This is a genomic window from Pseudomonas putida (assembly GCF_002906855.1).
GTDB lineage: Bacteria > Pseudomonadota > Gammaproteobacteria > Pseudomonadales > Pseudomonadaceae > Aquipseudomonas > Aquipseudomonas putida_N.
In genome coordinates this window covers 296,312-308,988 of record NZ_MINI01000028.1, presented here as the reverse complement: position 1 = coordinate 308,988, position 12,677 = coordinate 296,312, and the positions used below count along the sequence as shown (strand labels likewise).

Sequence of the window (12,677 nt, the reverse complement as noted above, 5' to 3'; positions counted from 1 at the left end):
GGCCCGGTTCACTGCCGCTCGACCATGGCAATGATCGCAGCCTGCAACTCGGCCTTGGCCTGCTTCGCCTCCAGTTCACCTGCCGCAGCCGCCTGCGACAGCGCCTCGGCCGCGCCCACCAGCAGGCGCATGCCCGCCGCGCCAATCTCACCCCTTGTCGGTGCAAACTCGCCCAACGCTGCGCGGCATTTGTCTAGAAACGGCTGTTCATAGGCCCGCTTCAACGCCTCCAGCTCCGGCGACCCGGCCAGCGCCGCCGACACCCCAGGCATCTCCCGCCCCTGGCTCATCACACAATCGACATAGGCCGCGGCAATGACCCCGGCACGCCCCGGCAAGGTCGCCTCACAGCCGTCCAGGGCCTGCGCGAGCATCACCGACTGGCGCGCATCGTAATCCTGGTACAGCGCCGCCAGCAGCCCGGTGCGGGTCTCGAAATGGTCATACACCACCGGCTTGGTGACTCCGGCCTGCTCCGCCAGGCGGCCGAGGCTCAGGGCCTCGGTGCCTTCCTCGCGCACCAGTTGCCAGGCCACGTCGAGTAGCTGGCGCCGCCGCTCTTCCCGGGAAAGTCGCTTGCGTGGCTGAGCCTTGTCATCGCTTGACATCAATTACCTACCAAAAGTAACTTACTAAACGTAACTTGCCTTGAGTATATAGCGCTCAAGGCAGCAAAGCACCTTCACACTGGAGAGACCACCATGCAAGCCTTGATCGTCATCGGCCATCACGACCCCGAGTCCCTTACCCATGCCCTGGCCCGGCAGATTGCCGACGGCCTGGCCAGCGCCGGCCACGGTAGCGAAATCGCCGACCTGGCCCGCGAAGGCTTCGACCCTCGTTTCGGTCTGGCTGACCACGCCGTGCACCGGGGCCTGGCCGCTCCACCGGCCGACGTGCTGCTGGAGCAAGCCCGCATCGACCGCGCCGATACCCTGGTGCTTGTCTACCCGATCTACTGGTGGTCGCTGCCGGCCTTGCTCAAAGGCTGGGTCGAGCGGGTGTTCAGCAATGGCTGGGCGTTCGACTACCAGGGCGGCGTCACTACCAAGAAACTGCGTGGCATGAAGGTGCACCTGGTCGGTGTGGCAGGTGCCGATGCCAGCAGCTTCGAGCGCCATGGCTACGGTGAGGCGATGCGCGTGCAGATCGAGCATGGCATCTTCGATTATTGCGGCGCCGAGGTGCTCAGTTCGACCCTCCTGGATGACAGCGAAGGGCCGGATGCCGCCCTGCACCTGCGTACCGCCCGCACCTTGGGCGAGCAGTTGTTCACGCCGGCCCGCAGCCAGATCGCCTGAGCGGCGCTAGTCGGTTAGCGGCCATTGCGCCAGCGGCCAGTAGCGGCCCTTGCGCGATTCATACAAGGTGAAATGCCTGGCGCTGAGATGGAACTCAGGCGCCACAGCCGCCTCCGGGGCCTGGCCGCGAAAGTCCCGTGACAGGGTGAGGTGCGGGCGGTACTCGCGGGCCTGTTCTTCGAACCCCATCGGCAGCAACGCCTGCTGCAGGCCATAGATCAGCTGGCGCAAGGCGGCCGGCGTGTCCTGCGGCTCCAGCACCAGCACATTGGCGCGCTGCCAAGTCTTCAGCTGGTCCAGCAGCAGGCGCAGCGGCGCCCCCGGCCGCACCAAGTTGTCTACCGCCGCGCAGATGGCCGGCACCTGCGCCGCATCTACATCCCCCAGAAACAGCAAGGTCAGGTGGAAGTTTTCGCTCGGCACCGGCTTGCCGCTGCGCAGGTTCAAACCGCGCCGCCACTGGCTGATCGCACGGCGCTGGGCGTCGCTGACAGGCAAGGCGAAGAACAACCTTTTGAACGGGGTGCCACTCGGGCGAATGTCCTGAATCATGTGAACTCCATCACGTGAAACGTTTTTGCACGCTATAGGGCCTTACACCAATGTCGCCCCGCATTAACGTAACAATAAGTACAAACTGCCCCCATGATTGTTTATGCTGGCGAGCTTATGCCATGGCGCATGGCCATTTTTCGACAAGTAACCGTCCATGAAAATTGCACTCGTACTGATCTTCGTCCTTTCGATCGCCTATGTTCACCTGCGCGGTCGGGTGCGCCACAAGCTGACCCGTCAGCTGGGCGACCATTCCAGCTTCCTGGCCCCGGTCAACAGCTTCCTGTACCTGTTTTCCAAGCACCCGGCCAAGCCCTACCTGCCGGTCGAGGCGTTCCCGGAACTGCAGCCGCTCATGGAGCACTGGCAGGAGATTCGTGCCGAAGGCCAGCAGCTGCTGCACGTGGGCGAGATCAAGAAGTCCGACAATTATGACGACGTCGGTTTCAATTCGTTCTTCAAGACCGGCTGGAAGCGCTTCTACCTGAAGTGGTACGGCGAAAGCCACCCGTCGGCCATGACCCTGTGCCCCCGCACTACCGAGCTGCTGCAAGGCATCGGCACGGTCAAGGCGGCGATGTTCGCCACCCTGCCACCGGGTGCCAAGCTGGTCCGCCACCGTGACCCGTACGCCGGTTCGTACCGCTTCCACCTCGGCCTGGACACGCCGAACGATGACGGTTGCTACATCGACGTGGACGGCGAGAAGTACTCCTGGCGCGATGGCGAGGGCGTGGTCTTCGACGAGACCTACATCCACTATGCCGCCAACACCACCGAGCACAACCGCATCATCCTCTTCTGCGACATCGAGCGCCCGCTGAAGTACCGCTGGGCCACCGCGTTCAACCGCTGGTTCAGCCGCAACGTCATGGCCGCCGCCGCCGCGCCCAACGACGCCGGCGACAAGACCGGTGGCATCAACCGCCTGTTCACCCGTATCTACAAGATTCGCGAGCGTGGCAAGGCGCTGAAGAAGCGCAACCGCATGCGCTACTACCTGGAAAAGTGGCTGGTGGTCGCCGCTCTGGTGCTGGTGTTCGTCTACATCTGACGCACGTTGGCAATGGCAGAAACGGCCTTGTTTGGCCGTTTCAAGCCAGCCAGCACCAAAGTACAAGCCTCACTTCCCACGCTTCGACTAGCATGAAAGCTCCACTCGCAACCTTTCCAAGGTGAAGACGATGAGCATGATGGACTGGGACGCCTACCGTAAGCAGCTGATGGCCGGCATCGGCGATCTCAAGCAATTGTCCCCCGACACCGTGGCCGGCTACATGACCGCCAGCGGCGCGGGCGCCAAGACCAACCACCTGGACGCCAAAACCCGCGAACTGATCTCCCTGGCCGTGGCCGTCACCACCCGTTGCGACGGCTGCATCGCCGTGCACTCGCAACAGGCCGTCAAGCACGGCGCCACCCGTGAAGAGATCGCCGAGGCGCTGGGTGTGGCCGTGGCGATGAATGCCGGGGCCGCGCTGGTCTATTCGGCCCGCGCCATGGATGCGGTGGGCAAGGCCAACGGCTGAAGCCCGACGGCGTCGCCGCCCTTGCGCGACGGCGCCGCGCCACCCAGACTTGGCGGCCTAGCCATTGCAGGAACCGCCATGATCCACATCCGCCCCATGACGCCCGAAGACTTCGAGCGTTTCTGGCCGACCTTCCAGGCCATCGTCCAGGCCCGCGAAACCTACGCCTTCGACCCCGAACTGGACGTCGAGCAGGCACGCCAGCTGTGGCTGCAACTGCCACTGCACACCCTGGTGGCCGAAGCCGATGGTGAGCTGCTCGGCTCCTACTACCTCAAGGCCAACGCCGCCGGCCCTGGCGCCCATGTCGGCAACTGCGGCTACATGGTCTGCGACGCCGCCCGTGGCCGTGGCGTGGCCCGGCTGATGTGCGAGCACTCGCAGAAGTTGGCGCGCCAGGAAGGTTTTTTGGCATTGCAGTTCAATTCGGTGGTGGCGAGCAACGAAGTGGCGGTGGCTTTGTGGACCAAGCTCGGCTTCGAGACCGTTGGCCGCCTGCCCAAAGCCTATCGCCATGCCCGCCTCGGGTTGGTCGACTGCCTGGTGATGTACAAGTGGCTGGCCGATGAGCCGGTGGTGGAAAAGCCTCCCCTGCTGATCGGGCGCAAGAACATCGAAGCACGGGTGTCGCGCCGCCGAGGGCGCTGACACGCACATTTGACGTGCTGGCCATTCGATGGTCAGATGCCCGCCAGTTTCAGGTGTCCTGCGCCGCCGTACGCAGGGTGAAACGGGAAGCCGGTGCGTCGTGGTTCACGACAAGTCCGGCGCTGCCCCCGCAACGGTAAGCGAGCGATGCCTTCGACACACCACTGTGCGCCAGCATGGGAAGGTGAAGGCCTCATGCCCCTCGCAAGCCCGGAGACCGGCCTGAAGCCTCACTTGGCAACCCGCGGTGGGCGGGCGCAGGCCGGTATCCGCGTGCGCCCCTGCACGCGTGGTGTGCCTTTGCGTGTTTTCCACCGGGATCCATTCATTCCTGCAGCAGTGGAACGACATGTCCCGATTCCTCAAGCTTCAACCCCTGGCGGCCTGCCTGGCCGTCACGCTGCCAGCCCTGGCCGACGAACCCGTGCTGAACCTCCCCTCCACGGCCATCACCGATAGCGGTGACCCACAACGCGTCGACCTGGCCACGCCGACCGAGGCCGGTTCACGGCTGAACCTCACTGCCCTGGAAACCCCGGCCAGCACCAGCAGTATCACTGCCGAACAGATCAAGCAGCGCAACAACCTCACCGTGCAGGACGCCGTGACCCGCTCGCCCGGCATCACCTTCATCGGCAACCCGGGCGATGGCGGCACCGGCCTGTCGGCGCGTGGTTTCACCGGCCATGGCTCGGTGATGACCCTGTTCGATGGCGCGCGCCTGTATACCGGGGCCGGCACCCAGACCTTCCCGGTCGACCCGTGGATGGTCGAGCAGATCGACATCATCCGCGGCCCGGCTTCGGTGCTGTATGGCGAAGGCGCGACCGGCGCGGTGGTCAACGTGATCCCGAAAAAAACCTTCGCTGGCGACATCCGCAACCGCGTGCGGCTGGGCTACGGTTCCTGGGATCGCCAACAACTGGGGCTGGACAGCGGCGGCAGCCTCAGTGAACGCCTGAGCTACCGCCTGACCCTGAACCAGCAGGGCGGCAACGGCTGGGTCGACCGCACCGACTCGCGCAGCCTGGCGCTCAGTGCCGCGCTGCGCTTCGATGCCAGCGACGACCTGAGCTTCACCCTCGCCCACGAGCGCGGCGACGCCCAGCCCGCCAACTACTACGGCACGCCGCTGATCGACGGCCATTACCGCAGCAGCCTGCGCAAGAAGAACTACAACATCCAGAACGACGAGCAACGCTACCACGACGAGTGGACCCGCTTCACCACCGACTGGACGATCAACGACCAGCTCAGTGCCAGCAACCAGCTCTACTACATCAAGAGCCGCCGCCACTGGCGCAATGCCGAAAACTACAGCTGGGACGCCGATCGCGCGATGCTGGAGCGCCAGAGCTACCTGGAGATCAAGCACAATCAGGAGCAGATCGGCGACCGCCAGACCTTCACCTTCGACCACAGCCTGTTCGGCCTGGCCAGCAAGACGCTGGTCGGTGTCGAATACAACAAGGTGCGTTTCAACGTCGACAGCAACCGGCCCTACAACGACGTGGGCGGCGACTACATCGACCCGTGGCAGCCGACCGCAGGCTGGTTCCACAGCGACTCGCCAACCCGCCCGCAGACGCTGTCCACCACCCACACCTTTGCCATGTTCGCCGAGAACCGCCTGCAGCTCAGCGAGCGCCTGTCGCTGGTGACCGGCGTACGCCGCGACCAGAACAACATCGACCGCGACAACCTGGTTGACGGCAGCCGCAGCGACCGCAGCCTGCAGGGCGGCAACTGGCGCGCCGGGCTGGTGTTCGCGCTCAACGACAATCTGTCGCTGTACGGCCAGTACTCCACCAGCGAGGACGGCGTGGATAACCTGGTCAGCCTCAGCCCGTCGCAGATGCACTACGACCTGACCGAAGCGAAGCAGACCGAACTAGGCCTCAAGCAGCGCTTCTGGGAGGGCCGTGGCGAGTGGACGCTGGCGGCGTTCCATATCGTCAAGAAGAAGCTGCTGGTGGATGACCCGATCACCCACGAGGCGCAACAGGCCGGGCAGCAGACCTCCAACGGCCTGGAGGCGTCGCTGGAACTGGCCCTGGGGCAGCAGTGGCAGGTGTCGGCCAATGCCGCGCTGGTACGGGCGAAGTACGATGATTTCGACGAGGTGGTCGATGGCGTTGCACTAGACCGTGCCGGCAACCGCCCGGCCAATGTGCCACGGCGCACGGCCAACCTGTGGCTGAGCAAAGGCTTCGACCAGCAAGTCGAGGCCGGGATTGGCGCGCGGTATGTGGATGAGCGTTATGCCAACACGGCCAATAGCCAAAGTGCGCCGGGATATACCGTGGTCGATGCCAACATTGGCTGGCAGGTGCTGCCGGATGTGCGCCTGGGGTTGCAGGTGAACAACCTGTTCGATCGCGAGTATGTGGCGTCGGTATTCAGTGACGAGCAGTGGGTGATGGGCGCGCCGCGGTCCTACTTCGCTACCGTGGATTACACCTTCTGACTTGGTGGCCATTCGCGGGACAAGTCGGATCGCCCCGCGAAGAGGCCGGCACAGGCGACACAAAAAAACGCTATCGGAAGAAAATGAAATAGTTATAAGATAACGTTTCATTTGACATTCATTCCTGCCTGCGACCCCTCCATGACCAGCGCCTCAGCCCTCCCCACTCAGCTCACCCAGCGCCTGCAGAGCATCGATGCCCTGCGCGGCCTGGTGATCCTGTTCATGCTGCTCGACCACGTACGTGAAACCTTCTTCCTGCACCGCCAGGTCAGCGATCCGATGACCATCGATGCCACCGACCCGTCGCTGTTCGCCAGCCGCACCCTGGCGCATCTGTGCGCCCCGGTGTTCGTCCTGCTCACCGGCCTGTCGGCCTGGCTGTATGGCGAGAAATACCAAGGCCGCAGCGATGTGTCGGCGTTCCTGTTCAAGCGCGGGCTGTTCCTGGTGGTGCTGGAGTTCACTCTGGTCAACTTCGCCTGGACCTTCCAGCTGCCGCCGAGCGTGGTCTACATGCAGGTGATCTGGGCCATTGGCGTAAGCATGATCGCGCTGTCGCTGCTGGTGTGGCTGCCGCGTCCTGCCCTGCTCGCCCTGGGCGCGCTGATCATCGCCGGGCACAACCTGTTCGATGGCCTGCACTTCGGCGTGGAATCGGCCCTGCATGTGCCGTGGGCGATCCTGCATGACCGCGGCTGGCTCGACGTCTCGGAGAACCTGCGCCTGCGCACCTCCTACCCGGTGCTGCCGTGGATCGGCGTGATCGCCCTGGGCTACGGCCTCGGCCCGTGGTTCGCCCGTGGCAGCGACGGCGGCGAGCGCCAGCACCGCCTGCTGCTGGCCGGTGTCATCGCCTTGCTCGGCTTCATGGTGCTGCGCATCTACAACGGCTACGGCGAGGCGCCGTGGAGCGGCTACCCGAGCGTCACCCAGACGCTGATGAGCTTCTTCAACATCACCAAGTACCCACCCTCGCTGCTGTTCCTGGCCCTGACCCTGGGTTGCGGCCTGCTGTTGCTGCGCGCCTTCGAGCGCGCCGGGCTGGCCCGCTGGATCAGCGCCCTGGCGGTGTTCGGGTCAGCGCCAATGTTCTTCTACCTGCTGCACCTGTACGTACTCAAGTTGCTGTACCTGGCGTGCGTGGCGCTGCAGGGCCTCAACCATGGTGACTACTTCGGCTTCGACGGCATCGGCGCGGTGTGGCTAAGCGCGGTGTTGCTGGCCGTGGCGCTGTACCTGCCCGTGCGCTGGTTCGCCCGGCTCAAGGCGCGTCGGCGTGACATCGCCTGGCTCAAGTACTTCTGATTTAGACGTTTTCACCCGGAGGTCTGATGGTCTACCATGCGGCCCGCCGGTTTCCGCCACGGAACTAACAGGGAATCCCAGGCCCGCCACAATTGGCGCGCCAAACGGAACTGCCCCCGCAACTGTAGGTGCCGAGCCTGCTCCATCGATGCCACTGGATCAATGATCCGGGAAGGCCGGGGCCAGGTGACGACGCACCAGTCAGGAGACCTGCCGGCATACATTCACCGACCGGCGGGGTGTCCGGGATGGCCATCTGTGCTGCCCTCGCGCCTGCGAGGGCCGGCGATGCCTGTCCGTGCGTTCCTCACCAGAACTGACCGATAGGAGATCGCCCCGCATGCTGCTGCGCTTCACATCCTTGCTGGCGGGCCTGAGCCTGACTGGCCTGGCCCAGGCTGCCGCCACCCACTACCCGCTGACCGTCGACAACTGCGGCGCGCCGCAGACCTTCGCTCAGGCGCCCGAGCGCGCGGTCACCATCGGCCAGGCCGGCACCGAGATGCTCTATGCCCTGGGCCTGGGCGACAAGCTGGCCGGCACCTCGCTGTGGTTCAACAACGTGCTCCCCGAATACCAGGCGGTGAACGCCAAGGTGCCGCGCCTGGCCGACAACGACCCAAGCTTCGAGGCGGTGGTCGGCAAGCGCCCACAACTGGTGGCCGTGCAGTTCGAGTGGATGGTCGGCGCTCAAGGCGTGGTCGCCACCCGCGAGCAGTTCAGTGAGCTGAAGATCCCCACTTACCTGCTGCCCTCGGACTGCGAAGGCAAGGACAACCTGGTCGGCGCCGACGGCACCCGCCTGCAGGCGTTTCAGGTCGAGAGCCTCTACAAGAGTGTCAGCCAGCTGGCCGAGATCTTCGACGTGCAGGACCGTGGCGCGGCGCTGAACAACGACCTCAAGGCACGCCTGAATAGTGCGAAGCAGCAGCTGGCAGGCAAGGACCTGTCGCAGACTTCGGCACTGTTCTGGTTCTCCAGCGCCGACCTCGACATCGACCCCTACGTCGCCGGCCGCCAGGGCGTGGCCGACTTCATGCTGCGCACCCTGGGCGTGCGCAACGTGGTCGAATCGACCGAGGAATGGCCGACCGTGGGCTGGGAAACCCTGGCCAAGGCCAACCCGACCTGGCTGATCATCGCGCGCATGGACCGCCGCCGCTTCCCTGCAGACGACTACCAGAAGAAGCTCGAATTCCTGCGCAGCGACCCGGTGACGAAGAACATGGACGCGGTAAAGAACGACCGCATCATCATCCTCGACGCCGACGCCATGCAGGCCGGCATCCGCCTGTTCCGTGGCCTGCAGACCTTGTCTGCGGCCTTCGCCAGCGGTAAAGCGGCGCAGCGATGAACGCCCTGCCCTACACCGCCCTGGCCGTGCTGGCCCTGCTCGCGGCCGTGCTGGCTGGTACCGCCATCGGCGAGACCAACCTGCCACCGAACTTGGTCTGCCAGGTGCTGGCCAACCACCTGTGGCAGGCCGGCTACCCGGTCGACCCGATCGATGCCGGCATCGTCTGGAACTACCGCCTGACCCGCTCGCTGGTCGCTGCCGCTTGCGGTGCAGGTCTGGCGACCTGCGGGGTGATCCTGCAGGCTCTGCTGCGTAACCCTCTGGCCGAGCCCTACCTGCTCGGGCTGTCCGCCGGCGCTTCGACCGGTGCAGTGCTGGTCGGCCTGCTGGGCTTGGGCAGTGTCACCCTGAGCATGTCCGGCGGCGCCTTCATCGGTGCCCTGGCAGCCTTTGCCCTGGTGCTGGTGCTGGCCCGTGCGGCCGGGCCAAGCAACAACAACGCCCAGGTGATCCTCGCCGGCATTGCCGGCTCGCAGCTGTTCACGGCACTTACCGCCTTCCTCATCACCAAGTCGGCCACCGCCGAGCAGGCGCGCGGCATCCTGTTCTGGTTGCTGGGCAACCTCAGCGGTGTGCGCTGGCCGTCGGTGTGGATGGCGTTGCCGGTGGCGCTGTTCGGGCTGCTGGTGTGCCTGTGGCACCGCAGGGCGCTGGATGCCTTCACCTTCGGCGCCGACTCGGCGGCCTCGCTGGGCATCGCCGTGCGCCGCACGCAGTTGCTGCTGATCAGTTGCGCGGCACTGGTAACGGCCGTGATGGTGTCGATCGTCGGTGCCATCGGTTTCGTCGGCCTGGTCATCCCCCACGCCCTGCGCCTACTGCTCGGTCCCGGCCATGGCCGGCTGCTGCCGGCCAGCGCCCTGGGCGGCGCGCTGTTCCTGATTGCCGCCGATGTGCTGTCGCGCACGTTGATAACTGGCCAGGTGATTCCGGTCGGCGTGGTCACCGCCTTGATCGGCGCGCCGGTGTTCGCGCTGATCCTGGTCAGCCGCCGGGGGCGCCCATGACCGTCATGAATACCGTGCACGTCGCTCCACTCACCTGCCGGGGGCTGGGGCTGCAACTGTCGGGCAACACCGTGCTGTGCAACATCGACCTCAACGTGGTGGCCGGTGAAACCCTGGGCATCGTCGGCCCCAACGGTTCGGGCAAATCGTCCCTGCTCAAGTTGCTGGCCGGGCTGCGCACGCCGGGCACCGGCAGTGTGCAACTACTCGGCGAACCCCTGGCGCGTCTGCCACGAAGGCGCATCGCACAGGCGCTGGCGCTGGTCGAGCAGCAGGCCGACACCCTCGATGCGATCAGCGTGTTCAATGCCGTCGCCCTGGGGCGCACACCCTGGCTGTCGGCGCTGGCACCATTCTCCCGGGAGGACCGTGCCATCGTCGAACAGGCCCTGGCCGACCTCGACGCCACGCACCTGGGTGAACGGGTCTGGAGTTCGCTGTCAGGCGGCGAGCGCCAGCGCGTGCACATCGCCCGCGCCTTGGCCCAGCGCCCGCAGGTACTGCTGCTCGACGAGCCGACCAACCACCTCGACATCCAGCACCAGCTGAGCCTGCTGCAACAGGTACAGGCCCTGCCGGTGACCACCCTGGTGGCCCTGCACGACCTCAACCAGGCGCTGACCTGCGACCGCGTGGCGGTGCTCGACAAAGGCCACCTGGTGGCCCTCGGCAAGCCGCTGGAGGTGCTCACCCCCGAACGCTTGCTGAGCACCTTCGGCGTGCACGCCCACTACCTCACCGACCCTTTCGACGGCGCGCGCATCCTGCGCTTTCGCGCCCCTTGAATGACAGGCCATTGCCGCATGTTGTTGCGCCCCGCTGCTCTGCTCGCCTTGCCACTGGCAACCCTCGCCCCGTTTGCCCAGGCAGATTCGGCGCAACCACAAAGCAACGGCTTCGTCGAAGACAGCAGCTGGAACATTCTCAACCGCACTGTCTACGACCAGCGTGACTACAAGCACGGCGGGCGCAATAGCGGCGCGCGCAATGCCTACAAGCCACGCAGCGAACGTAACGGCCTGGCCGAGGAATGGGCCTACGGCCTGATGGGCACGTTCCAGTCCGGTTTTACCCAAGGCCTGATCGGCGTCGGCGTCGATGCCCACGCCTATCAGGGCGTGCAGCTCGACAGCGGTGGCGGCCGTGCCGGCAAGGCGCGCCTGCTGAGCCTGGACAACCACGGCCATCCCAAGAACGAATACAGCCGGGGCGGCGCGGCGCTGAAACTGCGGGTATCCAATACCGTACTGTCATGGGGCGAACAGCGGGTGAAGACGCCGGTGTTCAGCTCCTCGGACAGCCGCCTGCTGCCCGAGACCGCCACGGGCTTCTTCCTGACCAGCGGCGAGATCGACACCCTCAAGCTGGTCGCTGGCCACTTCAACGAAAGCACCGACCGCAATGCGTCCAGCCACGACCAGGGCTTTGTGGTGAACTACTCCGACGGCCGCCAGGGCAACAGCTTCGACCTCGCCGGCCTGGTGTGGAACCCCGGTGCCGCCTTCACCGGCAGCCTGTACACCTCGTGCTACCAAGACACCTGGAACCAGCATTACCTTGGCAGCACCCTCACCCACGCCCTGGACGACCGCCGCAGCCTGAGCCTGGACCTCAACCTGTACCGCACCACCGACACCGGCAAGGCGCTGTCCGGGCGCATCGACAACACCACCTGGAGCCTGGTCTCGCGCTACAGCCAGGGCCCGCACAGCGTCAGCCTCGGCTGGCAGCAGGTGGATGGCAACACGCCGTTCGACTACGTCACCCGTGGGGCGATCTACATCGCCAACGCCGTGCAGATGTCCGACTTCAACGCGCCGAACGAAAAATCATGGCGGGCGCGCTATGACCTGGACATGGGCGGTTATGGCATTGCGGGGCTGAACCTGACCGCCCTGTATGTGCGCGGCTTCGATATCGACGGCACCCACGTCGACCCAAACGGCGGCTATGCGTACCTGGGTTATGGCAAGGGTGGCAAACATTGGGAGCGGGACCTCGAAGCGCGCTACGTGGTGCAGAGTGGCAAGGCCAAAGGCACCACGTTCTCACTGCGGCACAACGTGCACCGGGGCAACACGGCGCAGGCGGAGCTCGATGGCAACCAGATCCGCCTGGCGGTGGAATGGCCGTTATCAGGCGGTTTCTGACAGCCCCCAGACCTGCTTCTCCTGCTCGGTCAGCGTCGCCACGACGGCGGCAAACACCTCGTTGAACTCGGAGCTGACGTTCTGGTGTGCGCGATAGTTGCTCAGCAGGTAGCGTTTCACAGTCTTCGGCCAGCTGCCATCCTTGTGCGCCGCAATGATGATGCCCTTGGCATCCTGGTAATTGGCTGACGGCCTGACCTTGGTCAGCAGTTTCTCGAAATCGACATAGGTCCAGTCGTCCCTGCGATTCTCGAACGCGTCGAGCAGGTCGAGTTTGTACAGCGCGAGATGTGCCATGGGCATCCTTCCTCTTTCATCGTGAAGGAGAAGACGGTAAGCAAATCGCCCGGCAATT

13 protein-coding genes and 2 riboswitches are annotated in these 12,677 nt (G+C 65.1%); of the genes, 10 read left to right on the top strand and 3 right to left on the bottom strand.

All coding sequences use genetic code 11. From position 1 onward, the window contains the following. Positions 1-8: 8 nt before the first annotated feature. Positions 9-608, bottom strand: coding sequence for a TetR/AcrR family transcriptional regulator (locus tag BGP85_RS01710; RefSeq protein ID WP_103447983.1), 600 nt, complete (start codon positions 606-608; stop codon positions 9-11). Positions 609-701: 93 nt separating this feature from the next. Here BGP85_RS01710 and BGP85_RS01705 point away from each other — a divergent pair, with 93 nt between their 5' ends. Then, the gene (locus BGP85_RS01705; protein ID WP_103447984.1) at positions 702-1,301 is read left to right on the top strand and encodes an NAD(P)H-dependent oxidoreductase; all 600 of its coding nucleotides are present in this window, start codon (positions 702-704) and stop codon (positions 1,299-1,301) included. Positions 1,302-1,307: 6 nt separating this feature from the next. On the opposite strand, the gene thpR is transcribed toward BGP85_RS01705, so the two are convergent. After that, positions 1,308-1,853, bottom strand: a complete 546-nt coding sequence (thpR, locus tag BGP85_RS01700) for an RNA 2',3'-cyclic phosphodiesterase (RefSeq protein WP_103447985.1) — start codon at positions 1,851-1,853, stop codon at positions 1,308-1,310. 157 nt (positions 1,854-2,010) lie between these two features. On the opposite strand from thpR, the gene lpxO reads away from it, so the two are divergent. From lpxO to BGP85_RS01655, 9 genes are all read left to right on the top strand, one after another. Beyond that, positions 2,011-2,910, top strand: a complete 900-nt coding sequence (gene lpxO, locus BGP85_RS01695) for a lipid A hydroxylase LpxO (protein ID WP_103447986.1) — start codon at positions 2,011-2,013, stop codon at positions 2,908-2,910. Between the two features lie 130 nt (positions 2,911-3,040). Next, positions 3,041-3,385, top strand: a complete 345-nt coding sequence (locus tag BGP85_RS01690) for a carboxymuconolactone decarboxylase family protein (protein WP_027919898.1) — start codon at positions 3,041-3,043, stop codon at positions 3,383-3,385. A gap of 78 nt (positions 3,386-3,463) precedes the next feature. Next, the gene (locus BGP85_RS01685; protein WP_103447987.1) at positions 3,464-4,033 is read left to right on the top strand and encodes a GNAT family N-acetyltransferase; all 570 of its coding nucleotides are present in this window, start codon (positions 3,464-3,466) and stop codon (positions 4,031-4,033) included. A gap of 34 nt (positions 4,034-4,067) precedes the next feature. Continuing rightward, a riboswitch (cobalamin riboswitch) is annotated at positions 4,068-4,273 on the top strand. A 109-nt stretch (positions 4,274-4,382) separates the two neighbouring features. After that, positions 4,383-6,500, top strand: a complete 2,118-nt coding sequence (locus BGP85_RS01680; RefSeq protein ID WP_103447988.1) for a TonB-dependent receptor — start codon at positions 4,383-4,385, stop codon at positions 6,498-6,500. Positions 6,501-6,641: 141 nt separating this feature from the next. Beyond that, entirely contained in the window at positions 6,642-7,808 is a 1,167-nt protein-coding gene (locus BGP85_RS01675; protein ID WP_103447989.1) for a DUF1624 domain-containing protein, read from the top strand. Positions 7,809-7,838: 30 nt separating this feature from the next. Next, positions 7,839-8,040: riboswitch (cobalamin riboswitch) on the top strand. A gap of 108 nt (positions 8,041-8,148) precedes the next feature. Further along, positions 8,149-9,162 (top strand): ABC transporter substrate-binding protein, encoded by a 1,014-nt coding sequence (locus tag BGP85_RS01670; protein WP_103447990.1) that lies wholly within the window; start codon positions 8,149-8,151, stop codon positions 9,160-9,162. Beyond that, a complete protein-coding gene (locus BGP85_RS01665; RefSeq protein ID WP_103447991.1) occupies positions 9,159-10,172 on the top strand; it encodes a FecCD family ABC transporter permease in 1,014 nt (337 codons plus the stop codon). The genes BGP85_RS01670 and BGP85_RS01665 overlap by 4 nt, the downstream gene beginning before the upstream one ends. A 5-nt stretch (positions 10,173-10,177) precedes the next feature. Continuing rightward, positions 10,178-10,957: an ABC transporter ATP-binding protein gene (locus BGP85_RS01660; protein ID WP_374755305.1), complete on the top strand. Its 780-nt coding sequence runs from the start codon at positions 10,178-10,180 to the stop codon at positions 10,955-10,957. An 18-nt stretch (positions 10,958-10,975) separates the two neighbouring features. Beyond that, positions 10,976-12,322 carry an OprD family porin gene (locus BGP85_RS01655; protein ID WP_103447993.1) on the top strand — a complete coding sequence of 449 codons (1,347 nt, stop codon included), beginning with the start codon at positions 10,976-10,978 and terminating at the stop codon, positions 12,320-12,322. Here BGP85_RS01655 and BGP85_RS01650 read toward each other — a convergent pair. Continuing rightward, a complete protein-coding gene (locus BGP85_RS01650) occupies positions 12,308-12,619 on the bottom strand; it encodes a hypothetical protein (RefSeq protein ID WP_103447994.1) in 312 nt (103 codons plus the stop codon). The genes BGP85_RS01655 and BGP85_RS01650 overlap by 15 nt on opposite strands. Positions 12,620-12,677 lie beyond the last annotated feature (58 nt).